This window comes from Streptomyces sp. NBC_00597 (genome assembly GCF_041431095.1).
Classification (GTDB): domain Bacteria; phylum Actinomycetota; class Actinomycetes; order Streptomycetales; family Streptomycetaceae; genus Streptomyces.
Map to the genome: position 1 here is coordinate 2422008 of NZ_CP107757.1, position 24739 is coordinate 2446746.

At 73.3% G+C, this 24739-nt stretch carries 20 protein-coding genes; 7 read left to right on the plus strand and 13 right to left on the minus strand.

The annotated features are described in order from the left end of the window. Window positions 1-172: 172 nt before the first annotated feature. The 7 genes from OG974_RS10615 (at window position 173) to OG974_RS10645 (ending at window position 10045) form a co-directional block, all read left to right on the plus strand. A complete protein-coding gene (locus OG974_RS10615; RefSeq protein ID WP_327282442.1) occupies window positions 173-1186 on the plus strand; it encodes a GDSL-type esterase/lipase family protein in 1014 nt (337 codons plus the stop codon). A gap of 124 nt (window positions 1187-1310) precedes the next feature. Further along, on the plus strand, window positions 1311-2345 hold the full coding sequence (locus tag OG974_RS10620) for an SCO0930 family lipoprotein (protein WP_371646783.1): 1035 nt from the start codon (window positions 1311-1313) through the stop codon (window positions 2343-2345). Between the two features lie 165 nt (window positions 2346-2510). Beyond that, the gene (locus OG974_RS10625) at window positions 2511-3332 is read left to right on the plus strand and encodes a LytTR family DNA-binding domain-containing protein (protein WP_327282444.1); all 822 of its coding nucleotides are present in this window, start codon (window positions 2511-2513) and stop codon (window positions 3330-3332) included. Window positions 3333-3589: 257 nt separating this feature from the next. Then, window positions 3590-3865, plus strand: coding sequence for a hypothetical protein (locus OG974_RS10630; protein WP_329313009.1), 276 nt, complete (start codon window positions 3590-3592; stop codon window positions 3863-3865). Window positions 3866-3983: 118 nt separating this feature from the next. Continuing rightward, on the plus strand, window positions 3984-5759 hold the full coding sequence (locus OG974_RS10635) for a cation acetate symporter (RefSeq protein WP_371646290.1): 1776 nt from the start codon (window positions 3984-3986) through the stop codon (window positions 5757-5759). Further along, window positions 5756-6991 (plus strand): histidine kinase, encoded by a 1236-nt coding sequence (locus tag OG974_RS10640; protein WP_371646291.1) that lies wholly within the window; start codon window positions 5756-5758, stop codon window positions 6989-6991. The genes OG974_RS10635 and OG974_RS10640 overlap by 4 nt, the downstream gene beginning before the upstream one ends. Before the next feature lie 30 nt (window positions 6992-7021). After that, window positions 7022-10045 carry an AAA family ATPase gene (locus OG974_RS10645; RefSeq protein ID WP_371646292.1) on the plus strand — a complete coding sequence of 1008 codons (3024 nt, stop codon included), beginning with the start codon at window positions 7022-7024 and terminating at the stop codon, window positions 10043-10045. Here the strand turns inward: OG974_RS10645 and OG974_RS10650 are convergent. The 13 genes from OG974_RS10650 to OG974_RS10710 form a co-directional block, all read right to left on the minus strand. Further along, window positions 9991-10560: a sigma-70 family RNA polymerase sigma factor gene (locus OG974_RS10650; RefSeq protein WP_327282449.1), complete on the minus strand. Its 570-nt coding sequence runs from the start codon at window positions 10558-10560 to the stop codon at window positions 9991-9993. The genes OG974_RS10645 and OG974_RS10650 overlap by 55 nt on opposite strands. Window positions 10561-10763: 203 nt before the next feature. Next, complete coding sequence (locus OG974_RS10655) at window positions 10764-12206, minus strand: GuaB1 family IMP dehydrogenase-related protein (RefSeq protein WP_327282451.1); 1443 nt, start codon at window positions 12204-12206, stop codon at window positions 10764-10766. A 93-nt stretch (window positions 12207-12299) separates the two neighbouring features. Beyond that, window positions 12300-13508 carry an XdhC/CoxI family protein gene (locus tag OG974_RS10660; protein ID WP_328762140.1) on the minus strand — a complete coding sequence of 403 codons (1209 nt, stop codon included), beginning with the start codon at window positions 13506-13508 and terminating at the stop codon, window positions 12300-12302. Beyond that, complete coding sequence (locus OG974_RS10665) at window positions 13508-14833, minus strand: transposase (RefSeq protein WP_327282453.1); 1326 nt, start codon at window positions 14831-14833, stop codon at window positions 13508-13510. The genes OG974_RS10660 and OG974_RS10665 overlap by 1 nt, the downstream gene beginning before the upstream one ends. Before the next feature lie 71 nt (window positions 14834-14904). After that, complete coding sequence (locus tag OG974_RS10670) at window positions 14905-15552, minus strand: TMEM175 family protein (RefSeq protein WP_327282454.1); 648 nt, start codon at window positions 15550-15552, stop codon at window positions 14905-14907. A gap of 115 nt (window positions 15553-15667) precedes the next feature. Further along, window positions 15668-16009 (minus strand): nuclear transport factor 2 family protein, encoded by a 342-nt coding sequence (locus tag OG974_RS10675; protein ID WP_030656331.1) that lies wholly within the window; start codon window positions 16007-16009, stop codon window positions 15668-15670. A 12-nt stretch (window positions 16010-16021) separates the two neighbouring features. Next, a complete protein-coding gene (locus OG974_RS10680; protein WP_328762144.1) occupies window positions 16022-17524 on the minus strand; it encodes an ATP-binding protein in 1503 nt (500 codons plus the stop codon). Beyond that, the gene (locus tag OG974_RS10685; RefSeq protein ID WP_371646296.1) at window positions 17521-18783 is read right to left on the minus strand and encodes an MFS transporter; all 1263 of its coding nucleotides are present in this window, start codon (window positions 18781-18783) and stop codon (window positions 17521-17523) included. The genes OG974_RS10680 and OG974_RS10685 overlap by 4 nt, the downstream gene beginning before the upstream one ends. Before the next feature lie 26 nt (window positions 18784-18809). Then, window positions 18810-19634 carry a xanthine dehydrogenase family protein subunit M gene (locus OG974_RS10690; RefSeq protein WP_371646297.1) on the minus strand — a complete coding sequence of 275 codons (825 nt, stop codon included), beginning with the start codon at window positions 19632-19634 and terminating at the stop codon, window positions 18810-18812. Further along, entirely contained in the window at window positions 19631-22036 is a 2406-nt protein-coding gene (locus OG974_RS10695) for a xanthine dehydrogenase family protein molybdopterin-binding subunit (RefSeq protein WP_327282458.1), read from the minus strand. Before OG974_RS10695 ends, OG974_RS10690 begins: the two co-directional genes overlap by 4 nt. A 5-nt stretch (window positions 22037-22041) precedes the next feature. Further along, window positions 22042-22572 carry a (2Fe-2S)-binding protein gene (locus tag OG974_RS10700; protein WP_371646785.1) on the minus strand — a complete coding sequence of 177 codons (531 nt, stop codon included), beginning with the start codon at window positions 22570-22572 and terminating at the stop codon, window positions 22042-22044. Continuing rightward, a complete protein-coding gene (locus OG974_RS10705) occupies window positions 22569-23270 on the minus strand; it encodes an NADPH-dependent F420 reductase (RefSeq protein WP_371646788.1) in 702 nt (233 codons plus the stop codon). The genes OG974_RS10700 and OG974_RS10705 overlap by 4 nt, the downstream gene beginning before the upstream one ends. Further along, the gene (locus OG974_RS10710; protein WP_328762149.1) at window positions 23252-24736 is read right to left on the minus strand and encodes an aldehyde dehydrogenase family protein; all 1485 of its coding nucleotides are present in this window, start codon (window positions 24734-24736) and stop codon (window positions 23252-23254) included. Before OG974_RS10710 ends, OG974_RS10705 begins: the two co-directional genes overlap by 19 nt. Between the last annotated feature and the right edge of the window lie 3 nt (window positions 24737-24739).

The following is a 24739-nucleotide window of genomic DNA, read 5'->3' on the forward strand; positions in this document are numbered from 1 at the left end:
TGACACCTCGTCAGATCTCCCGCAGCATGCCCGCCGGAGCCGGCCGGACCGGACGGGCGCACCCCCGCGGCGGTGGAACCGGCCCGCGCGGGGTACGGGTGAACGCGGTGGCACCGGGGGCTGCGACCGCGGCCCCCTCCGCCCCGACTCCCCTGACGACCGGAGGCGCGCAGTGATCACTGAGGGCACCGCCACGCACTGGCTGGACCCGGGGCCGTTCCTGCGCGGAGTCGCCTGGCTCGACAAGGGGCGCCCGGTCCGGGCCGACCCGGCTGACGGCATGCGACTGCCCTGGGACACCGGGGAGCGGGCCACCCTGCCCATAGGGGTGCGTCTGGAGTTCACGGCGCACGCCGCGCACGCGGTGGAGATCCGCTACCGGGCGACCGTGCCCGGGCCCACCGACGCGCTGCGCGACCTCGCGCACGGCTTCGCCCTGTGGGACCGCCACGGCGTGGTCCGCGAGGTCTGGACCGAACCGGCCGCGGAGGCCGTCGTACGCATCGAACTCCCGGGCGGAACGGGCCCGTTCACCCTCCATCCGCCGGAGGCGCAGTCCCCGCTGATCCTCGGCCTGCGCGGGATCGGCGGAACCGTGGCCCCGGCGCCGCCCGCCCCGCGCTGGGTGGTGCACGGCGATTCGATCACCGAGGGCTGGTGGTCCACACGGCCCGCCCACGGCTGGCCCTCCGTCGCCGGACGGGCCCTGGGCTGGGACACCGTCAACCTCGGGTACGCGGGCGCCGCCCGCGGGGAACTCGCCACCGCCGAGCAGATCGCGGGTCTGCCCGCCGATGTCCTCACCCTCGCGTTCGGCACCAACTGCTGGTCCCGCGTGCCCTTCTCGGTACCACTGCTGTACGAGACCACCCGCGCGTTCCTCGACCTGGTCCGCCAGGGGCATCCGCGGACCCCGATGCTACTGCTCTCCCCCGTACTGCGGCCGGACGCCGAGCGCACCCCGAACCGGCTCGGCGCCACCCTGGGCGCCCTGCGCGATGCGATGGAGCGCGCCGCCCGCGACCGGATCGCCGCCGGGGACGACCGCCTCACCCTGCTGCCGGGCCGTGACCTGCTGGGACCGGAGCACCTGGAGGACGGACTGCACCCCAACGACGGCGGACACCAGATCCTCGGCCTCGCTGTGGTCACGGCTCTGCGCCGCGCCGGGTTCGGTACGGGGTGAGTGAAACAGCCCACACACATCCGCTTGAACAGATCGACCTCAACCAGGCGTGTCCTTCGCAGAGTTGCCGACGCACCGGAGACGGGCGGCGGACACGGAGACACCGAACGTGGGAGAGATCAAGATGGGCATCAAGCGCGGAACCACCCTGGCCGCCGTGGCAGTCGTCGTCACCCTCACCGCGACAGCCTGCGGCGGCGGGGACTACGCCAAGGGAGGGGACGCGAAGCCGGCCGGGGCCGCGTCCGCCGCCCCCGCCTCCGGCGCCGGTGCCGGTGACTACGGCTCCGACTACGGCTCGGGATCCGGTGCCGGAGCGGCAGACGCCGCCGGGGCGGGCATCAAGTCCGCCGGGCAGCTGGCGATCGCCCAGAACGAGAAGCTCGGCTCCGTCCTCGCCGACAGCGCCGGGATGACCCTCTACCGCTTCGACAAGGACACCGCCAAGCCGCCGAAGTCCAACTGCGAGGGCGACTGCGCGAAGACCTGGCCGGTGGTCGCGGCCGGCGACGCCACCGCCGCCGCGGGCATGGACCCGTCGGTGCTCGGCGAGGTGGTCCGCGGCGACGGCAGCAAGCAGCTGACCGTGGGCGGCTGGCCCGTGTACCGCTACAGCAAGGACACCAAGGCGGGCGAGACCAACGGGCAGGGCGTCGGCGGGACCTGGTTCGCGCTCGCCCCCGACGGCAAGAAGGCCGCGAAGGCGGCCGCCGCTTCTGCCGCGCCCGCGGCTTCCGACGCGCCCGCCGCGTCTGCCGCGCCGTACCCGAGCGCCGCGCCCGCCGGTGCGGGTCAGGCCGCGGGCGCCCTGACGGTCGCCAAGGACCCCAAGCTCGGCGAGCACATCGTCGACGGCAACGGGATGACCGTCTACCGGTTCAAGAAGGACACCGCCTGGCCGATGGCCTCCAACTGCACCGGTGACTGCGTCGCCAAGTGGCCGGTGGTGCCCCCGGTGGACAAGGCCAACGCCAAGGGCATCGTGGAGAAGGGCTACTCCGTACTGGACCGCCCCGACGGCATGAAGCAGCAGGCGATCGACTGCTGGCCCGTCTACACCTTCACCGGTGACAAGAAGGCCGGCGACGTCAACGGGCAGGGCGTCGGCGGCACCTGGTACGCGGTCTCGCCCGACGGCAAGCTGATCACCACGTCCTGACCCCACGTCGTGGCCAGTTCCTGACCGCGTCCCGACCACCACCCCGACCACCACCTTCCCCCACGTTCCCCCACACACGAACCGCGCGGCCCCCTGCCCACCTCCCCCCGGCAGGCGGGCCGCGCACCGTTCCGCCCCGGCGCCGTCGTCCCTAGACTCCACCGCATGCTGCGCGTACTGGCCGTCGACGACGAGAAGCCGCTCCTTGAGGAACTCCTCTACCTGCTGCGCTCCGACCCCCGGGTGCTGAGCGCCGAGGGCGCCTCGGACGCCACCGAGGCCCTGCGGCGGATCACCCGGGCCCTGGAGACCGGCCCCGACGGGCCCGACGGCATCGACGTGGTCTTCCTCGACATCCACATGGCGGGGCTGACCGGCCTCGACATAGCCCGGCTGCTGGCCGGGTTCGCGCACCCGCCGCTGATCGTGTTCGTCACCGCCCACGAGGGGTTCGCCGTCCAGGCCTTCGACCTCAAAGCCGTGGACTACGTGCTCAAGCCGGTCCGTCCGGAGCGGCTGGCCGAGGCCGTCCGGCGGGCCCGTGCCCAGCTCGGCCGGGCCGCCGCGCAACCGTCCGAGCCCGCGGAACCGGCCGGTCCGAGCATCCCGGTGCAGCGCCGCCCCGCCCCCGAGGTGACCGTCGCCGAGCGCACCCCGGACCAGATCGCCGTCGAACTGGGCGGCGTCACCCGGTTCGTGGCGATCGCCGACATCGCGTACGTCGAGGCGCAGGGCGACTACGCCCGGCTGCACACCGACGAGGGCAGCCACCTGGTCCGCATCCCGCTCTCCACGCTGGAGGAGCGCTGGGCGGCCCGCGGGTTCGTCCGCATCCACCGCCGCCACCTCGTGGCGCTGGGCCGCATCGACGAACTCCGGCTGGACGCGGGCACCACCAGCGTCCGCGTCGGGTCGGCCGAGCTCCAGGTCAGCCGCCGCCACGCCCGCGAGCTGCGGGACCTGCTGATGCGCCAGGCGACCGGATAGCGGTCCACCGGCCGCCCGACGCGGCGACCGCCCCCACGCGACCCCGGTGAGCCGGCCGCCGCCCGGCGGGGCGACCCGCCGGCGGGGCGACCGTCCGGCGTGCCCGGGCACCGTTCGTCGCACCGCACGGGGCGTACGGCGCCCCACCCCTGCCGTCGGTCGCAGGACGGGCCGCAGCACCCTCGGTCGGCCCCGCCCGGACCTATCGTGGAGCCGCCCGGTCCGGAAGGAGTGGGCGGCAACGAGCAGGGGGGCTGATGGCCGAGATCCAAGCGCTGCTCGACGCGCTGGCCGTGCTGCCCCGGACCCGGCCCGCCGGGCCCGCCGAGGCCGAGGTGCTGCTCGCCCGGCTGCGCAGCGCCGCCGCGCGCTGGGCCGACGTACTGTACGAGGCCAACGAGGGGGTCCGGCAGCAGCTGCCGCCCCGCGCGGAGGCGGCCCTGACGCTGGCCTTCCGGCGCGCCGAGGACTCGTACGTGGAGCTGGAGATCGCGCTGCGGGACTGCGCGGAGCACCGGGACCCCGCGCACTGACACCCCTTTTCGGCCGGTGGGAGCCCCCGGGATCGGCCCGGTTCGCGCCTGTTGCCCGGTCCGCGGGCGTGCGTAGACTCCGGTACCCCCTCCTCCCCCGCGCCGAAGGGACCGACCGTTGAACCAGACGTACGCGCTGACCGCGGTCACCGTAGTCGTCCTGGTCACGGTGCTCCTCGGCGCGCTGGGCCTGCGGATATCGCGGACCACCTCCGACTTCTACGTCGCCTCCCGGACGGTGCGGCCCCGGCTCAACGCGGCCGCGATCAGCGGCGAGTACCTCTCCGCGGCCTCCTTCCTCGGGGTGGCCGGTCTGGTGCTGCTCCAGGGGCCCGAGATGCTCTGGTACCCGGTCGGCTACACGGCCGGGTACCTGGTGCTGCTCGCGCTGGTGGCGGCCCCGCTGCGGCGCTCGGGGGCGTACACGCTGCCCGACTTCGCCGAAGCCCGGCTGGAGTCGCAGGCGGTGCGCCGGGTCGCGGTGCTGTTCGTGGTCGGGGTGGGCTGGCTGTACCTGATGCCGCAACTCCAGGGTGCCGGGCTGACGCTGGAGATCCTGACCGGTGCGCCGCACTGGGTGGGCGGGGTGGTCGTCGCGTTCGTCGTGACCGCGGCCGTCGCGGCCGGCGGGATGCGGAGCATCACGTTCGTGCAGGCCTTCCAGTACTGGCTCAAGCTGACCGCACTGCTGGTGCCCGCGTTCTTCCTGCTCGCCGCCTGGGCCGGGGACGGCGCGCCGCGCGCCTCCTTCGACGCACCGGCGGTGTTCCGCGAGCACACCACCGTCACGCTCGCCGAGGACGTCCGGCTGACCCTGGACGCGCCGCTGGCGCTGAAGGTCACCGGGCAGGTCGACGGGCGCACCTACACGTCCGCGCCGCTGACGCTGGAGCCCGGGGAGCACTCCGTACGCTCCCGGGCGCGGCTGGAGTTCGCCGCGGACACCCGGGTCCCGCAGACCCGGGCGGCGTCCGGGCCGGACGCGGCCCGCTGGTCCGAGCCGCTGGGCGGGGGCGGGCCGGCGCTCGGCCTGTACGCGACGTACGGGCTGGTGCTGGCCACCTTCCTCGGGACGATGGGCCTGCCCCACGTCGCCGTGCGGTTCTACACGAGCCCCGACGGCCGCGACGCGCGGCGCACCACCTTGGTGGTGCTCGGGCTGCTCGGTGCCTTCTACCTGCTGCCGCCGGTGTACGGGGTGCTCGGCCGGACCTACGCGCCGGAACTCGCCCTCACCGGGGACGCGGACGCGGCGGTGCTGGTGCTGCCGGAACGGATGCTGGGCGGGGTGCTCGGCGACCTGCTGGGGGCCCTGCTGGCCGGGGGCGCGTTCGCGGCGTTCCTGTCGACGGCCTCGGGGCTGACCATGGCGGTGGCCGGGGTGCTGCACCAGGACGTCCTGCCGGCGCGCGGGGTGCGGTCGTTCCGGATCGCGGTGCTGGTGGCGATGCTGGTGCCGCTGGCCGGGAGCGTGGCGCTGACCGACGTCCCGGTGGCGGACGCGGTGGGGCTGGCCTTCGCCGTGTCGGCGTCGTCCTTCTGCCCACTGCTGGTGCTGGGCATCTGGTGGCGCGGGTTGACCCCGCCGGGTGCGGTGGCCGGGCTGGTCATCGGGGGCGGGGCGGCGCTGGGCGCGGCGCTGGCGACCCGGGCGGGGCTGCCCCGGGCGGGCTGGGCGCACACGCTGCTGGCGTGGCCGGCGGCGTGGTCGGTACCGCTGGGGTTCCTGACGATGGTGCTCGTGTCGCTGGCCACCCGGTCGCGGATCCCGGCGGGGACGGCGGCGACCCTGGCCAGGCTGCACCTGCCGGAGAGCGTGACCGGGGCCGGTGGCTCCGGTGCCGGGTCCGGGCCGACAGCGGGATCCGCGGCCCGCGCGGGCGGTGCTCCGTGACCGGAGCGGTGCTCACGGCCCTGGCGGCGGCGGGCGGGGCCCTGCTGACGGGTCTGGGCTGGGCCGGCGGCCGGTGGCACGCCCGGCGCGGCGAGCGGACGAGCGGCCCGGACCTCGGCACCCCCGTGGAGCGGGCCACCTTCCACACCCTGCACACCGCCTCGTTGGCCGCTCCCCCGCTGCGCGCCGGGCTCACCGAGGACGCCGCCCGCAAGGCCGCCAAGCGGCTGCGCTCGCTGCTGGGCACGGAGGCGCTGTGCCTCACCGACCGGGAGGCCGTGCTGGCCTGGGACGGGCCGGGCGCCGACCACCACCAGCGGCGGGCCATGGCCCGGGTCGCCGTCATGCTGGCTTCGGGGCGCAGCCAGAGCGTGCGGACGGAGTGCACACGGCCCGACTGCCCGCTGAAGTGGGCGGTGGTGGCCCCGCTCACCGGTGAGGACGGGGTGCTCGGCGCGCTCGTGGCCTACGGGTCGCGGGAGTCGGCGGTACTCGTGCGGGCCGCGACGGAGGTCGCCCGCTGGGTCTCCGTCCAGCTGGAGCTGTCCGAACTGGACCGCTCGCGGACCCGGCTGATGGAGGCGGAGATCAAGGCGCTGCGGGCGCAGATCTCCCCGCACTTCATCTTCAACTCCCTCGCCGCGATCGCCTCGTTCGTCCGCACCGATCCGGAGCGGGCCCGGGACCTGCTGCTGGAGTTCGCCGACTTCACGCGCTACTCCTTCCGCCGGCACGGCGAGTTCACCACGCTGGCCGAGGAGCTGCGCTCCATCGAGCAGTACCTGGCCCTGGCCGGGGCCCGGTTCGGGGACCGGCTGAAGGTGACCCTCCAGGTGGCGCCCGAGGTGCTGCCGGTGGCACTGCCCTTCCTGTGCCTCCAGCCCCTCGTGGAGAACGCCGTCAAACACGGGTTGGAGGACTCCACCGAGGAGTGCCGGGTCACGATCGCCGCCCGGGACGCCGGCGCGGAGGCCGTGATCACCATCGAGGACGACGGGGTCGGCATGGATCCGGGCGTACTGCGCCGCATCCTCGCCGGGGAACGCGGCGGCTCCTCGTCGGGCATCGGGCTGACGAACGTGGACGAGCGGATCCGGCAGGTGTACGGGGACGCGTACGGCCCGGTGATCGAGACGGGCGTCGGCGCGGGCATGAGGATCACCCTGCGCATTCCCAAGTACCGCGCGGGGGTCCACAGTTCACCTCCGGGGGAGCAGCTTCGCCGCTACTGAGCCGGGGACGGTCTGGGGAGGTTCACCGACGTGCGGGTCGGGCGGGAACAGCAGCGTGAAGAGTTGCGGGAGTGGGTGCGCGGCGGTGCGCGGGGCCGCGGGAGCCGACTGATCGTGGAGGGCGAGCCCGGCGCGGGCCGGACCGCCCTCGTGCGGGAGGCACTGGCCGAGGCGGCCGCGCTGGGCTGCCGGGTGCGCTACGGGGCCGCCGACCCCTTCACGGCGGGGCTGCCGCTGCGGGCGGCGCTGGACTGCCTGCACCCCGACGGCCCCGAGCGGGCGGCCGTGGTCGCCCTGCTCCGGGAGGCCGGCGAGGCGGCGCAGCCCGGCGGGGCGTGGCTCGCCGCCCTGGACCTGCTGGTTTCCGGGGTCGAGGGGTGGTGCGCGCGGGGTCCGCTGCTCCTGGTGCTGGACGACCTGCACTGGGCGGACCCGGCCAGCCTCCTGCTGTGGCAGCGCCTGGCCCGGTCGGTGGACCGGCTGCCGCTGCTGCTGGCGGCGACCCGGCGGCCGCTGCCCCGCAGGGCAGAGGTGGAACGGCTGTGCGCCGGGCTGGGAGCCGGGCCGGGCGGGCGCACCGTCCGACTGGAGCCGCTGACCGAACCGGAGACGGCCGAGGCGCTCCGCCGGACGCTGGGCGCGGAGCCGGGGCCGCGGCTGCTCCGGGCCGCTGCCCGGGCGGGTGGCAACCCCCGCCTGCTGCGGGAGCTGACCGCGCAGTGGTCCGGGCTCGTCGCCACCACCACCGGGGCCCCCGGCGGGGGCGAGAGCGGGGCCCGGGGACGCACCGCGGGCGAAGGCCGGGGGCCCGGCGCGGGCTCGACCCAGGGCCCCGGCAGAGGCCACCGCGGAGTCTTGCCCCAGGGGCACGGCGGAAGCGTCGTCCCGGGCGACGGCTCCGGCCTCGGCGGGGGCGGGGCAGCCGGGGCGGGCGACGCCGCGGGCGGGCGGGAGGTCGGGCGTGTCGCCGAACTGATCGTGTCGGAATCGGAGTTGCCCGAGCCGCCCGCCTCCCTCCCGCGGGGGCTCGGCTACCTCTCCCGCTCCGCCTACACCACCCTGCGGCACGCGACGCTGCTCGGCCCGGCCTTCACCCCGCGCGAGCTGGCCCTCGTACAGGCCAGGCCCACCCGGGAGGTGCTGGCCGAACTGGAGGAGCCGCTCCTCGCCGGGCTGTTGGAGGACACCGGCGAGCTGCTGCGCTTCCGGCAGCCGGCGCTGCGCCGCGCCCTGTACGCGGAGCTGCCCCGGGCCGCCCGGTCCGCCCTGCACCAGGACGCGGCGCGGGCCCTGGCCGAGGCCGGGCACGATCCGGCCCGGACCGCCGAACAGCTCCTGGCCGGCCCGTCGTTGGACCGGTGGGCGGTGCACTGGTTGGCGGACTCGTCGCAGTCACTGATCGCGGCGGCGCCCGCGGCCGCCGCCGAACTGCTGGAGCGGGCCGTCGGCCGGGCCGACTGCGCGGACCGGGAAGCCCTGGAGGGCGGCCTCGCGGACGCCGCCCTGATGCTGCGCCGCCCCGAGTCGGCGGAGCTCCTGACCACCCTGCACGAGCGGGCCACGGACCCCGGGGCCCGGTCGGCCCTGGCCTTCAAGCTGGTGTCGGCGCTGATGATCCAGGGGGACATGGGCCGTTCGCTGGCCGTCACCGAGGACGCGCTGGTGGAGGGGGTCCCCTCCCCCGCGATCCGGCTGCGCCTGGAGGCCTGCCGGGTCCTGGCCCTGGCCGAACTGGGCTGCCCGGCGCAGGCGCACGCGTTGGCCGTACCGGTGGTGGCGGAGGCGGCCCGGCTCGGCGATCCGCTGTGCGGGGCGGAGGCCCACCACGCGATGGCCTTCGTGCTGTTCCACCTCGGGCGGGGCCGGGAGTCGCTGCACCACGTCGCCGAGGGGATCGCCTGCGCCCGGCGCAGCGTCGAGGCCAACGACATGCGGTTGCTGATGCTCGCCAACCAAGCAGAGGGCCATCTGCGGTTCGATGAGCCGGCGCCCGCCGCGGCGGCGCTGCGGGAGGCCCGGGAGCTGGCGCTCGCCACCCGCTCGACGGGCCGGCTGGTGGTGATCGAGGCGCTGCTCGCCGGGTTCCACTACGGGCTCGGCGACTGGGACGCCGCGTTCGCCGGGGCGGGCCGGGCGGACGGGCTGCCGGTTTCGGACGGCTGGCTGCCGGTGGTGGTGCACGGGCTGCGGGCGCTCGTACTGGGCCACCGGGACGAGCGCGAAGCGGCCCGGGCCGAGCTCGCCCTGCTCCCGCCGGACGCGTTCGCCGCTCCGGCGGCCCGCCGCTACAGCGGGCACGTGCTGCTGGCCCGGGCCCTGGTGGCGGAACGCGCGGGCCGGCCGGCCGAGGCGGTGCGCGAGCTGCTGCCGGCACTGGCGGACGGTCCGGACGAGGCGATGGCCTACGAGCGGCCCTGGGTGTTGTCGGAGATCGTCCGGCTGGCCCTGGAGTGCGGGGACACGGCCACGGCCCGGGCGGCGGTGGCGGCCTGCGGGAGGACTGCGGCGGCGCTGGCCGAGCATCCGGGCCCGGCGCTGGCACTGCTGCGCTGCCGGGGCCTGTTCGCGCAGGACCCGCAGCTGCTGGAACAGGCCCTGGAGCGGGCGCAGGCCGCGGGCCGGCCGCTGGTGCTGGGCCAGGCGTGGGAGGACCTCGCGGTGGCCCGGGCCTGGCACGGCGACCTGACGGCGGCGCGGTCGGCGCTGACGCGTGCGGTGGCCGCGTACGAGGACCTGGGCGCGCGGTGGGACACCGCGCGGGCCGACGCCCGGCTGCGGAGCCTGGGCGTGCGGCGGGGCAGCCGCTCGGCGCGGCGGCGGCCTGCGAACGGGTGGGAGGCACTGACGCCGGCGGAGTTGAAGGTGGCCCTGCTCGTCGCGCAGGGCCGTTCCAATCCGGAGATCGCGCGCGCACTGTTCCTTTCCACGCGGACGGTCCAGACGCACGTGTCGCACATCTTGGCGAAGCTCCAGGTCCGCTCGCGGGCGGGGGTGGCCGCTCAGGCGGCCGCGCGACGGGCGGGCCCGGAGTCGGGGCCGGTGCCCGGGCCGTAGCCGGGCATGGCTTCCCGCAGGGCCCGCAGGGCGTAGTACGTACGCGATTTGACGGTCCCGACCGGGACTCCGAGCGCCTGGGCGGCCTCGCAGACCGACGATCCGCGGAAGTAGATCTGCACGAGCACGGCGCGGTGCTCCGGGCTGAGCGATCTCAGCGCGTCACGGACGTCGAGGACGGCGACGGCCTGCTCGGTGCGGTCGTCGGCGGCCGGCGCGTGCGCGTCCAGGGCGTCCGGCCCGACCTCGGCGGGCCGCACCCGGCGGGCCCGCCGGGCGTCGATGGCGAGGCGCCGGCCGACGGTGTACAGCCAGGGCCGCATGGACCCGTGGCCGCTCTCCAGCGCCTCGGGGTGCTTCCAGGCGCGCAAGAGGGTCTCCTGGACGAGGTCCTCGGCGCGGTGCCGGTCGCCGGACGTGAGACCGAGGAGGAAACCGTAGAGGGCCTTGCCGTGTTCGCTGTGCAGTCGCGCGAGGGCGTGCGCGTCGGTGCGGAGGCGGAGGGTACTGGTCACGGGGTGCCCCTTCCGGGTCGGATGACCCGAGCGTGACGGACCCGGCGCCCGGAGTTATCCGCCGCATGGCGTATCCGCCCACCGCCTGCGCCGACCGGTCGAACGGCACGCCGAACGGTCCGACCCGGAAAGGGCCCGGGAACGGCGGTGGCCCCGGGCCGTCCTGTGGGGGACGGCCCGGGGCCACCGGCGAAGCGGGGGGACTAGCTCCAGCTGGCGTGCAGCGGCTTGCCCTCGGCGTAGCCCGCCGCCGACTGGACGCCGACCACGGCCTTCTCCTCGAACTCGGCGAGGGAGCCCGCGCCCGCGTAGGTGCAGGAGGAGCGGACGCCCGCGATGATCGAGTCGATCAGGTCCTCGACGCCCGGACGGGTCGGGTCCAGGAACATCCGCGAGGTGGAGATGCCCTCCTCGAAGAGGCCCTTGCGGGCCCGGTCGTACGCCGACTCCTCCGAGGTGCGGTTCTGCACGGCGCGCGCCGACGCCATGCCGAACGACTCCTTGTAGAAGCGGCCGTCGGCCGCCTGCTGCAGGTCGCCCGGCGACTCGTACGTACCGGCGAACCAGGAGCCGATCATCACGTTCGCGGCGCCGGCGGCCAGCGCCATCGCCACGTCGCGCGGGTGGCGGACGCCGCCGTCGGCCCATACGTGCTTGCCGTACTTCTTGGCCTCCGCCGCGCACTCCAGTACCGCGGAGAACTGCGGGCGGCCCACGCCGGTCATCATGCGGGTGGTGCACATGGCGCCGGGGCCCACACCGACCTTGATGATGTCGGCACCTGCGTCGATGAGGTCCTTGACGCCCTCGGCGGCCACGATGTTGCCGGCCACGATCGGAACGTGCGGGTCCAGAGCGCGCACGGCCTTGATCGCGTTGATCATCGACTCCTGGTGGCCGTGGGCCGTGTCGATGACGAGCGTGTCCACGCCCGCGTCGAGCAGCTGCTTGGCCTTCTGCACGAAGTCGCCGTTGATGCCGACGGCCGCCGCGATGCGCAGCTTGCCGTTGGCGTCGGTGGCCGGGGTGTAAAGGGTCGCGCGCAGCGCGCCCTTGCGGGTCAGGATGCCGACCAGCTTGCCGTCCTTGTCGACGGCCGGGGCCAGCTTGCGGTGGCCGGCGTCGAGCTGGTTGAACGCCTCGCGGGGGTCGATGTCGGCGTCGATGAGCAGGAGCTCCCTCGACATGACCTCGGAGAGCTGGGTGAAGCGGTCCACGCCGGTCAGGTCGTGGTCGGTGACGACGCCGACCGGGCGGCCGTCGGCGTCGACGACGACGCCGGCGCCGTGGGCCCGCTTGGGCAGCAGGGACAGCGCGTCGGCGACGGTCTGGGTGGGCGCCAGGGTGATCGGGGTGTCGAGCACGTGGTGGCGGGTCTTGACCCAGGAGATGACGTCGGTGACGACCTCGATCGGGATGTCCTGCGGGATGACCACGATGCCGCCGCGGCGGGCTACCGTCTCGGCCATGCGGCGGCCCGCGATGGCGGTCATGTTCGCCACGACGAGCGGGATGGTGGTGCCGGTACCGTCGGGCGAGGAGAGGTCCACGCCCTGGCGGGAACCGACCGCGGAGCGGCTCGGCACCATGAATACATCGTCGTACGTCAGGTCGTACGGCGGCTTCTGGTCATTGAGGAAACGCACGTGCTGAACATCCCAGTCGATCGAAGGATCCGGCTGCGGCCCCGGCGGAGCGGCCGAGGAAACGCACGTACTTCATTCTCCCATGGCCCGGCATTAATGCCGCCCGGGCTGATCGTCCAGGACATACCGGGCCCTGTGGTCTGTTCCTACGGGACTCTGGTCCCGGAAGGGGTCGGAACCGCCGAGGTGCACCGGGCCGCGGCGCTGCGCCAAGGGGAGGATCGATCCGCCGTACCGGGCCGCCGTGAACTCCGCGGCGATGGACAGGGCCGTCTCCTCGGGGGTGGCGCCGCCGAGGTCCAGTCCGATGGGTGAGCGCAGCCGGGCGAGTGCGGCCTGCGGGACCCCTTCGTCGCGCAGCCGCTGCTCGCGTTCGGTGTGGGTGCGCCGCGATCCCATGGCGCCCACGTACCCGAGCGGCAGGCGCAGGGCGAGGGCCAGCAGGGGTACGTCGAACTTGGCGTCGTGGGTGAGGACGCAGACCGCCGTACGGGAGTCCACCCGGCCGGCCTCCCATTCCGCGGCCAGGTGCCGGTGCGGCCAGTCCACGACCACCTCGTCGGCGTCGGGGAAGCGGGCGGGCGTCGTGAAGACGGGCCGGGCGTCACAGACGGTGACCCGGTGCCCGAGGAAAGCCCCGATCCGGGCGAGCGCGGCGGCGAAGTCGATGGCTCCGTAGACGATCAGCCGGGGCGGTTCGGCGGCGGATTCGACCAGCAGTGTCAGCGGCTGCCCGCACAGTCCGCCGGCGGTGCCGAGTTCGGCGGTGCCGGTGCGCCCGGCCAGCAGTAGGTCCCGTACCAGGACGGCGGCGGCCCGGTCCAGGGCCGCGCCTCCGCCCAGGCAGCCTTCGTACGATCCGTCGGGGTGGACGGCGAGGGCCCGGCCGAGTTGTGGCGGCGGGCCGGAGACCACCCGGGCGAGCGCGGCCCGGGCCCCTGTGGCGGCGGCGTCGAGCACCGAGCCGAGGACGGGGCGCACCGGGTCGTGCCCGCGAACCGGGGTGACGAGTACGTCCAGGACTCCCCCGCAGGTCAGGCCGACGGCGAAGGCGTCGTCATCGCTGTATCCGAAGCGGTGGACGCCGCCCTCGCCGGAGGCGATCGCGTCGAGGCAGAGCTCGTGCACGGCGGATTCCACGCAGCCGCCGGAGAGGGAGCCGAGTGCGGTGCCGCCCGCGTCGACGGCGAGCGAGGCGCCCGGGCCGCGGGGCGCGCTGCCGCTGACGGCGACGACGGTGGCCAGGGCGAATTCCCGGTGTGCGGCGCACCACGCGCGTAGTTCCTCGGCTATGTCGAGCATCAGCGGATGTACTCGCGTCTCGCGCTCTGGCCGGGGATCAGCGGCCGCGGCGGCAGCACGGGCGGGGGGCCGCTGCGCGGCACGGGCCCGGGCGCGCCGGGGCGGGCCACGCGCCCCGGTGCGCCGATGGCGGGCCGGCCCGGTACGGGGAATCCGTCGGGGACGCGGCCGCGCGCGGCGAGCAGCTTCGAGGCGTGGGCGACGCTCGCGAGCGTGGCGTGGTGGTGCCAGCCACGGAAGGAGCGGCCCTCGAAATCACGGATGCCTACGGGTTCGCAGGTCTCGGTGAAATCGAGGGATACCCGGTCGGTGAGTTTGGCGAGCAGGAAGAGCTGGGCGAGCGGCCGGTCGCCGATGTTGGTGATCCAGAACTCGGAGGGCAGCAGGGCGGCTTCGGTCCAGGCGCCGACGAGCAGGAGCGGGGTGGGCGGCAGCGGGGCGGGCCGGTCCTCGCCGGGGGTCGCGAGGATGGCGGCCGAGGTCAGCAGGGTCACTGCTCCTTCGGCGCGGCCGTGCCGGGTCCATTCGACGACGCGCCGCTGGGAGCGCAGGGAGTCGATGAGTTCGCGGGCGGGTGCGGTGTGCGGTCCAGGCTTGTGCCGGCCGGCGCCGCCGAAGGAGACGGGCAGCGAGCCGTCCACTTTGAAGACGAAGGGGATGTCCTGGAGGGCGAAGGACTCGATGCTCTGCGGGATGTCGGTGTTGGCGACCTCCATCACCACGGGCCGGCGCTGGAGTTGCCAGGTGGCGGCCATCCGCTGGACGGCGTGTACGGCGTCCTGGGCGGGGGTGAGCGAGCGGGCGGTGTCGGGGATGCCGGCCCGCCGTCGGCGCAGCAGCTCGTTCGTCCAGGGCCCGGGGAGGGTGAGGGTCCATTCGACGGGGAAGCTGGCCTCGCTGGAGGCGAGCCAGATGCCGCTGGCCTGCTGACAGTTGGCGGTGCGGCCGAGCTGGGGGACGAACTGGCGGCCGACGCCGACGGAGCGGTCGCCGGCCTTCTCGATGACCATGGGCTGGACCACCCAGGCCAGCGGGCGCTGGGCGGTGCGTTCGAGGTACTGGGCGAGGGAGCGGCGTACCGGGGTCCAGTCCCATGGGGACTTGCTGATGAACTGCTGGAGGCTCTGTTCGACGGAACTCGCCCCCGTTCCAGCGATGTTGCGGATTGTTTTCTTCCCACTGGTCCGCACGAGGCCGTTGAGATAAACGCGGGCCCAGTTTCGCTGGTCCCGCCGGGGTAATGATTCGAAGAAGAGCGAGATCAGGACGTCGATCAATTCGGAGATTTCCTTGGTGGAATCCTCCGGCAGAACTACGCGAGCCATCTGGGCCTCCCCCGCGACCACTAGATCCAATACCCTACTTGACCGTACAGAACGGCCGTAGGCCCCGGCGGCTACTTCCTGAGGTCGCTCACAGATTCGAGCCGCTCTTCCTCTACCACGAGGGGGATCGGGATCTGGTTCGCCGCGTAGTAGATCGCGATGAGGAAGTGTGCGACGAGAGTGAGCGGTGCGGAGAAGAAGGACAGGAGAACGGTCAGGGGGTACGCCACGGCGCCGAGGCCGAAGCGAACGCGGGTGGCCCGGGCACCGTCTTTGTCCACCCGTTCGTGGAAGAGGTGGCCGACGCGGGTGACGTACCACCAGAAGGCCAGGAACGCGAGCGCATAGGCGACGGTGACCGAACTGTAAAGGATCGCGGCGGCGTTGGCGGAGCCGCCCTCCTCGACGAGGTGTTCGGCGAGCACGGTGGTGGTGTAGGGAATCACCGATACCACCATCAGCACCAGGAGATTCAGGAACAACAGCGGCCGGTCCACCCGCTTGAGGTGACTGAAGATGGTGTGGTGGTTCACCCACATCACGCCGATGATGAGGAAGCTCACCACGTATGCGGCGTAATGCGGCCACTGTTCCCACACCCCGTGCCAGAAGTCCGATCCCGTTTCTTTCGGAACCTTTAGCTCCAGAACCAGAATCGTGATGACGATGGCGAATACACCGTCACTGAATGCCTCGACACGCCCGGTTTCGCGCTCCATGACCTCCCCTTTGCCATTTTTGCCGGCCTCCGCCCCCGGTCTGCTGAGGCGGCTTGCACGTGCGGGGAGGGCGCTGCCTTCGCCCTCCCCGCACACGCTACCCAGATATCGTTGGTCAGCCGCCGAATCCAGCGGTCTGGCGCCAGATCCGGCCATCGCGGACCACGAGTGTCCCGAACGCGTGCTCCGGCTCGCCGTTCAGATTCATGATCGCGCGGTAGAAGATCGTGTCCTCGGTCTCGATGTACTCCTGGAGCTCCACCAGGGTCGGCTTCACCGTCAGGTAGCCCGTGAACGTCTCGCGCACGGCCTCGATCCCGACCGAGACGCCCTCGAAGCGCAGCAGCACGGCGTCGTCGGTGTAGTTCTTCATCACCGCCTCGATGTCCAGGGCGGCCAGCGCCTCCATCTGGCGGACGAAGACCGGGTGCAGCTTGGAGATGTCGTACTTGGCCATGTCGACTCCCTTTCAGCGGGTGGAGGTGGGTTCATCAGGTGTTTCGGCGCAGGCGGCGGCCGCGGCGAGCGGCAGCCGGACGACCATCCGGGTCTCGCCGGGACGTGAGCGGGCCGCGATCGAGCCGTGGTGGCGCTGGGTCACGATGCGGTAGCTGAGGTGCAGCCCGAGGCCCGTGCCCTTCCCCACGTCCTTGGTGGTGTAGAAGGGTTCGAAGATCCGCGGCAGCGAGTCCTCGGGGATGCCCCGTCCGGTGTCGGTGATCTCGACGACCAGACAGACCCCTTCGGCGCGGACCCGCAGCGTGAGGGTCCCGGCGCCCTCCATGGCCTCGGCCGCATTGTCGACCAGGTTGGTCCACACCTGGTTCAACTCGCTTGGATAGCCCGTCAGTTCGGGCAGATCCGGATCGTACGCACGCACGATGGTGATGCCGGCGAGCTTGGAACGCAGCACGACCAGCGTGTTCTCGATCCCGTCGGCCACCGCGAAGCGCTGCTCGGGCGCCCGGTCGAGATTGGCGTAATCCCGGGTGGCGGCGACCAGTTGGGAGATCCTCGGACCTGCCGCACGCAGCTCCGCGGCGAGCGAACGGATCTCCAGCAGCGCGGCCAGGTGGTCCAGGGCCGCGGGCAGGGCCGGCTCCCCGATCCCTTCCAGCCGCTCCAGCATCCAGCCCAGTTCCAGCCCGAGGTCCGAGATCCCCGAGCCGAGCAGCCCGGGCCGTTCGGTGCCCGCCTCTTCGGCCCAGTCGCTGATCTCCTCCTCGGCGTCGGCCTGGGCGAGCGGGTCGGTGGTGACCGGCGGCGGCAGCTTGTCGAGCTCCTCGGCCAACCGGTCGAACACGGAGCGCTCCGCGCCCGTCGCGGCGGCGCCCCAGGCCTGGGCGGTCCGGGTCAGGCCCTCCAGGGCCGGTGCCAGCTCCTGAGCGGCCCGGGCGACGGCGGCCGCCGGGTTGTTCAGCTCGTGCGCCAGGCCGGCGGCCAGGGTGCCGAGCGCCTCGACGGTGGCCCGCTTGCGGGCCTGCACCTCGGAGGACTTGATCCGCCAGGCCAGTACCGGGATCAGTACGGCCGCCACCCCGTGGCAGCGGGTCAGCATCTCGAAGAACACCGGCTTCGGGTACGCGACGACGGTGGTCGCCGGCCCGCTCGCGGCGGCGGTGGCCACGTACGCGCCGTCCGTCAGCAGCGGCAACTCGCCGGTGAAGCGGTGCGCGGCGGAGGGCTTGCCGTCGTGTTCCTCGGCGGCGGCGCTCTCCTCCTCGGTGGAGTGCCGGGTCAGCACCTCCTCCCGGCCGTCGACGACCTTGGTGACGACGAGCCCGCCCGCGAGCAGGACGTGGAAGCAGGTGGCCTCCTCGCCGTCGCGGAACAGGAGCTCCCCGTCGGCGAGCACCCGGGCTTCGGAGACGGAGACCAGCCAGTCCAGCTGGTCCTCGGTGAGCCCGGCGAAGATCTCCAGCCCGATCAGGGCCGACCGCAGCTCGGCGGCGTCCATGTCGGCAGCCTTCATGTGGTGCTCCCTTCGGCCCGGGTGCGGGCGGCCAGCCGCAGCGTGACGAACAGGGCCAGTGCGCACACCCCGGCGACGGCGGCCATGAAGCCGACGGAGGTGCGGTGCAGACCGTGGATGTTGGTGAGCATGCCGGCGAGCACCGCCGGCACGCTCATCGCGAGGTACGCGAAGACGTAGACGGCAGCGGTCAGTTCGCCGCGGTGCGCCGGTTCGGCCAGCGCGCTCAGCGCCCGGAACGAGCCGAGGAACGCCGCGCCCCAACCGCCGCCGAGGACGGCCGTGCCGACGAGGAACACGGCGGCCGAGCCGAGGCCCAGCGCGAGCAGGACCAGGCCGAGCCCGGCCAGCAGCCCGCAGAGGCCCAGGACGGCGGTGCGCAGGGCCTCGGTGCGGCCCAGCAGCAGCTGGGCCGCGGTGGCGGCGCCCGCGAGCAGGGCGACGGTGGCCCCGCCGACCAGGTAGTTGGTGCTCTGGAGCAGGGACAGGGCCAGGTGCGGCCCGAGCGAGAGGTAGAAGCCGCCGACGGACCAGACGGCGACAATGGTCAGGACGAGGATCGCGAAGCGGCCCCGCACGGCGGCCGGAACGTGGATCCGGCGTGCGGAGATCCGCAGCCGGCCTCCGGAGCGGGCGCCGGGAGCGCTCTCCCGCATCCGGACGACCCCCACCAGCGTGACCGCGAAGGCGACGACCAGCAGCAGGTAGCTGAGCACGGTCGGGGCGGGCGCGTACTGGACGAGCAGCCCGGCCCCGATCCCGCCGAGCCCGATCCCCACCGTCGGCCCCGCACTGTTGACCTGGGCGCCGAGCGCCGGCCGCGAGCGGGGGGCCAGTTCCAGGAGGGCCGCGCCCATCGCCCCGGTGGCCAGGCCCACCGCGAGTCCTTGTACGGCGCGGGCGGCGAGCAGCAGCCCGAGCCCCTGCGCCCCGGCGAACAGTCCCATGGAGACGATCGCCAGGACCAGTCCGACGCCGAGCACGGGGCGCCGGCCCAGGGTGTCCGAGAGGGACCCGAACAGCAGGAGCCCGATCAGCACGGTCACGGCGTACAGGGCGAAGACCACCGTGATCATGCCGGAGGACAGGCCCCATCTCTCCTGGTAGAGCACGTAGAGGGCGGACGGTACGGAGGAGGAGAGCATCAGCAGGACGAGGACCGCCCCGACCACCCAGAAGCCGGAGCCTCTGGGGGCCGCGGCCGCCTGGGCGGCCGGCTTCGCCGGTTTCCCCGTGGTCGTCCTGGACAATTCGGCCACTGCGTCAACTCCCCCGTGGTGGGCGGTCAGGCGAGGGCCTGCTCTGCCCTCTGCAGCGCGCGGGCGGCGAGCACCCCCGCGAGGTGGCCGAGGTACTCGGCCGAGGTGCCGCGCCCGGGGACGAACAGTTCCCTGGGCTCGGCGCGGAAGGCCGCGAGCACGGCCTGGGTCGTGTACGGGCCCCTGCGCAGCCGGTCCTCGACCCCGCGCAGCCGCAGCGGTCGGGCGGTGGCTCCGGTGACCGCGATGCGCGGCCCTTCGGGGGTGATCCGTACGGCGGTGGCGCAGACCGGGTAGCGCGTGGCCCGGTCCGCGGTCTTCTCGAAGGCGGCGCCCGGCCCGGCGGCGGGCACCAGCAGTGCGGTGACCACGGCTCCGGCGGGCACGGCCGAGCCCGCGAACTCCTCGGCGGTCAGGGTCGACCGCCCGCCGGGTCCGGCCAGTTCGACCCGGGCGCCGGCGGCGATCGCCGCGACCGACAGGTCGGTCGCGCGTCCGCCCGCGGCGAGGTTCCCGCCGGCGGTGCCGAGGTTGCGGACCTGGGGGTCCCCGTTGGCGCGGGCGGCGGCCGCCAGTTCCGGGGCGTCGGCGCGGACGGCCGGGTGGGCGGCGAGCTCTGCGAGCGTGGTCAGCGCGCCGATCCGGATCCCGTCCGCCGTCCGCTCCATGCCGCGGAGCTCCTCCAGGTGGCGTACGTCGACGAGCAGCCGGGCGGTGGTCTCCCCGCTGCGCAGCCCGGGCAGCAGGCTCTGGCCGCCGGCCAGCACCCGGGCGCCCCGGGTGCTGGAGAGCAGGGTCAGTGCCTCTTCGAGCCCGACGGGCCGGACGTAGTCGAACTCGGTGAGGATCACTGGGCTTCTCCTCTCAGGCGGCGCCAGACCTTCTCGGGGGTGAGCGGCATGTCGATGTGCTGCACGCCCAGGTCGGACAGGGCGTCGACGACCGCGTTGACGACGGCCGCGGCGGGCGGCACGGTGGCGATCTCGCCGGCGCCCTTGGCGCCCAGCGGGTTGTGCGGGCTGGGCGTGGTGGTCTTGTCGAGCGTGAAGAACGGCACGTCCGCGGCGCGCGGCAGGGCGTACGTCGTCAGGTCGGAGCTGACGAGCAGGCCCTGTTCGTCGTACACGGCGGCCTCCATCAACGCCTGGCCGAGGCCGTGCGTGATGCTGCCCTCGATCTGCCCGAGGACGATCTTCGGGTTGCCGATGTGGCCGGCGTCGTCGACGGCGGTGTACGCCACCACCTCGGTCTCGCCGGTGAGTTCGTCGACCTCCACGACCGCGACGTGCGTGCCGAAGGGGTAGTTGAAGTCCGGCGGGTCGAAGTGGGTGGTCTCGTCGAGGGCGGGCTCGATCTCGTGGGGCAGTCCCCAGCCGTACCACATGGCCATCGCCAGTTCGGCGAAGGTCTTGGTGTTCTCCGGGTTGCCCTCTTCGTGGACGGCGCCGCCCTCGTAGACCACCTTGTCCTCGGGGATGCCCAGGAACACGGCCCCGGCCTTGACCAGCTTGGCCTTGATCTTCCGGGCGGTGAGGGCGACGGCGGGCGCGGCCATGCTGTAGGAGCGCGAGCCGTACGTGCCCTGCCCGTACGGGGCCTTGAGCGTGTCCCCCTCGTACACCTGGACCTGGCCCGGGTCGATGCCGAGCTCGTCCGCGGCGACCTGCGCGAAGACCGTGTGGTGGCTCTGTCCGGTGGAGGCGGAGCCGACGGTGACGGTGACCTCGCCGGTCGGGTGCACGCGGATGTTCGCGCTCTCCCAGGTACCGCCGAGCATGCCCTCCTTGGACATCCGGGTGGAGGGGCCGACGCCGCAGATGGCTACGTAGGTGGCGAGGCCCACGCCGAGCCGCTTGCCGCGGGTGCGGGCCTCGGCCTTGCGGGCGGGCATGTCGGCGTAGCCCGACAGCTCCATCGCCTTGTCGAAGTTCAGCTCGTAGTCCCCGGAGTCGTACGTCCAGCCGAGGCCGTTGTCGTACGGGAACTTCTCCTTCGGCACCAGGTTCTTGCGCCGGACGACCGCCGGGTCCATGCCGATCTCCGAGGCGTACCGGTCGACGAGCCGTTCCATCAGGAAGGCGGCCTCCGCGCGCCCGCTGCCGCGCTGGGCGCCGAGCGAGACGGTGTTGGTGAAGGCCGCGTACACCTCGCAGAAGGCTGCGGGGATCTCGTACATGCCGCTGATGGAGCGGCCCATCAGGGCGGTGGCGACACCGGGACCGATGGTGGAGGGGTACGCGCCGAGGTTGGCGTAGCTGGTGGCGCGCACGGCGGTGATGCGGCCGTCGCGGGTGCCGGCGAGCACCACGTGCTGGCGGTGGTCGCGGCCCTGGACGGTGGAGTTCATCAGCCCTGTGCGGGTGTCCACCCATTTGACGGGCCGGTGCAGCGCCTTGGAGAGCAGGAGGACCAGCGCCATGTCCGGGTAGAGGTAGCCCTTGGTGCCGAAGCTGCCGCCGACGGTCGGGGCGATCACCCGGAGCTTGTTGAACGGGATGCCGAGGACCAGCGCGGACAGCAGGAAGCGGTGGTTGTGCGGGCCCTGGGTGGAGGCGTAGAGCGTGTACTCGTCGGTGGCGGCGTTGTAGTCGCCGACCGCGCCGCGCGGCTCGATGGGGCTATTGATGGTGCGCTGGTTCACGAGGTCGAGCTCCACCGTGACCTCGGCCCCGGCGATGGCCGCGTCGGTGCGGTCCTTGTCGCCGCAGGTCCAGTACGCGTTCAGGTTGCCCGGTACGGCCTCGTGCAGCTGGGGCGCGCCCTCGGCGAGTGCCTCGTCGGCCCGGGTGACCACGGGCAGCGGTTCGTACTCGACGGCGATGGCGGCCAGCGCGGCGGCGGCCTGGCGCGGGGTCTCGGCGACGACCACGGCGATCGGGTCGCCGACGTGCCGGACGGCGTCGCCGGTCAGGACCGGGCGGGCGCCGGGAAGTCCGTAGGGGTGGGGCGGGAAGTGGCTCTCGACGCCGCCGGGGATCCAGATGCACGGCAGCGGCATCACGTCGGTGAAGTCGGCCGCGGTCGCCACCTTCAGCACGCCGGGCATCTGTTCGGCGGCCTTGGTCTCGATGGAGAGGATCTTCGCGTGGGCCACCGGGCTGCCGAGGATCGCCATGTGGGCGGTGCCCGGGAGGTCGATGTCGGCCACGTACGTGGCCTCGCCGCGCAGCAGCTGCGGATCCTCGCGGCTGTCCAGCGGCTGTCCGAGCACGCCCGATCCCTGGAGGGGAACCTCCCCCGTCACTGCGGTCATCTCCCTCACACCTCCTTGCCGGACGCGGTGGACGCGGGGACGGCGGCGCTCTCGCCGATCTCCTCGGGCATCTCGGCCCGGGCGGCGGTGCAGGCGCGCTGAACGCCCCGTACGACGCTGTGGTATCCGGTGCAGCGGCACAGGTTGCCGGTGAGCCACTCGCGGATCTCGGGTTCGGTGGGCGCCTCGCGGTCCGCGGTGTTCTCGACGAGTTCGCCGAGGGCCATCACCATGCCGGGGGTGCAGAACCCGCACTGGGTGCCGTGCTCCTGGCGCAGCGCCTCCTGGAGGCCGCTGAGTTCGCCGCCCCGCGTGGTGACCCCTTCGATGGTGGTCACCCGGCTGCCGGCGGCCGACGCGGTGAGGACCAGGCAGCTCTTGACCGAGCGCCCGTCGAGCTGGACGACGCAGGTGCCGCACTGGCCGGTGTCGCAGCCGACCTTGGTGCCGGTCAGCCCGAGGCCGTCGCGGAGCCGTTCCACGAGCAGTTCGTTCGGCTCGGCCGCGAACTGCTCGGGTCTTCCGTTCACGTTCAGTGAGATATCCATGCCAGCGCCTGCGCTTCCGTGAGCGGCCGGTTGTAAAGGGGCCCGCCGGGCTGCTGGAGAATTCCTCCGGCGTGCAGCGAGCCGGTGTCGACGGGGGCGAATCCCAAATCCGAGATGATTCCCGCGACGATTTCCTTCGCCTTCTCGTCGTCACCCGCCGTGAAATGGGCCAGGCGTTCGCCCCCCGCGGTGCCGGCGACGGCGAGAGTCTCGAAATGCATGGTGTTCAGGGATTTCACGACCCGGGCGCCGGGATACCAGTCCGCGACCAGTTCGCTGGAGGTGCGCCCGTCAGGATCCGCGGGTGCGCCCGCACCGCTGAACGTGTTCGTGGCGTCCACCAGCACCTTGTCCTGCACGGCCGCGGACGGGAGGAGTCCGCGGACGCTCGCGTGGGGCACCATCAGCACCAGCAGGTCGGCCCGGTCGGCGACCTCGGCGGGGTGCGCCGCCGAGGCCGCCGGGCCCAGTTCGGCCAGTAAGGGGCCGATCGACTGCGGTCCACGAGCATTGGCCAGTAAGACCTCGTGCTCGGCCGCCACCAGGATCCGCGCGAGGGTGGAACCGATCCGCCCGGTGCCGATGATGCCTGTGCGCATTGCCGCTCCTACTCGGTCGCTCGGTCGTTCCGTCATTCGGCCGCCCGGTGGTTCGGTCGTCCGGCCGCTCAGTCCATGCCGATCCAGACCGACTTCGTCTGGGTGTAGCTCTCAAGGGATTCCGGTCCGCACTCGCGCCCGTATCCGGAGGCCTTGTAGCCGCCGTACGGCACGGAGGGGTCGTACTGGTTGTAGCAATTCACCCAGACCGTGCCGGCCTTGATCTGGGAGGCCACCCGGTGGGCGCGCCGCAGGTCCTTGGTGTGGACACCGGCGGCGAGGCCGTACGCGCTGTCGTTGGCGATCCGGATCGCGTCTTCCTCGGAGTCGAAGGGGATGATCGACAGGACCGGCCCGAAGATCTCCTCCTGGGCGATCCGCATGCCGTTGTCGACGCCTGTGAAGACGGTCGGCAGGAAGTAAAGGCCCTGGCTGGAGGCCCCCTCCGGGGTCCAGCCGGTTCCGCCGGTGCGCAGGAGGGCGCCTTCCTTCTCGCCGACCTCGATGTACGAGCTGACCTTGTCGAACTGGCCGCGGTGGGCCAGCGGGCCGAACAGGGTCTCCGGGTCACGCGGGTCGCCGGGCTTGAGGGCGGCGGCCCGGCGGACCAGGCGTTCGACGAGTTCGTCGTGGACGGGGCGCTGGAGCAGCAGCCGGGAGCCGGCGGTGCAGATCTCGCCCTTGTTGTAGTAGATGCCGAAGAAGGCGAGTTCCTCGGCGGCGTCCAGGTCGGCGTCGGCGAAGACGATGTTGGCGGACTTGCCGCCGAGCTCCATCGTCACCTTCTTCAAGGTGCCCGCCGACTTGCGGATGATGGACTGGCCGACGGCGGTGGAGCCGGTGAAGGCGATCTTGTCGATGCCGGGGTGGTCGGTCAGGGTCTCGCCGAGCTCCACGCCGGGACCGGTGATCACGTTCAGCACGCCGTCGGGGATCTCCGCCTCCTGGAAGAGCTCGGCGATCTTCAGCGCGGTGAGCGGGGTGGCCGGGGAGGGTTTGTGGACGACCGTGTTGCCCGCCGCCAGCGCCGGTGCGATCTTCGTCATCGACAGCAGCAGCGGGAAGTTGAACGGGGTGATCGCGCAGACCACGCCCAGCGGCTCGCGCAGGGTGTACGCGAGCTGCCCTCCGGCCGGGGCCCGCGAGGAGCCGTCGACCCGGGTCACGGCGCCGGCGTAGTAGTGCATGAGCTGGGCGGCCATGGGGGCGTCGACCGTACTGGAGAAGGCGAACGGCTTGCCCATGTCCACCGTCTCCAGAAGGGCGATCTCCTCCAGGTCGCGCTCGATGAGCTCACCGACCCGGTTCAGCCGCAGCGCGCGCTCCTGGGCGGACAGTCTGCTCCAGGGACCCTCCTCGTACGCCCGGCGGGCGGCGGCCACGGCCGCGTCCGCGTCGGCGGCGGTGGCCTGGGCCACCGGTACGATCTCCTGACCGTCCACAGGGCTGATGTCCGGCTCGGTACGGCCGTCCTGGGCCGGAACCCAGGTGCCGCCGATGAACAGCTTCCCGGGGTTGGCCAAGGGCTGGTCGCTGAGCGCGCGCTTGGTCATGGC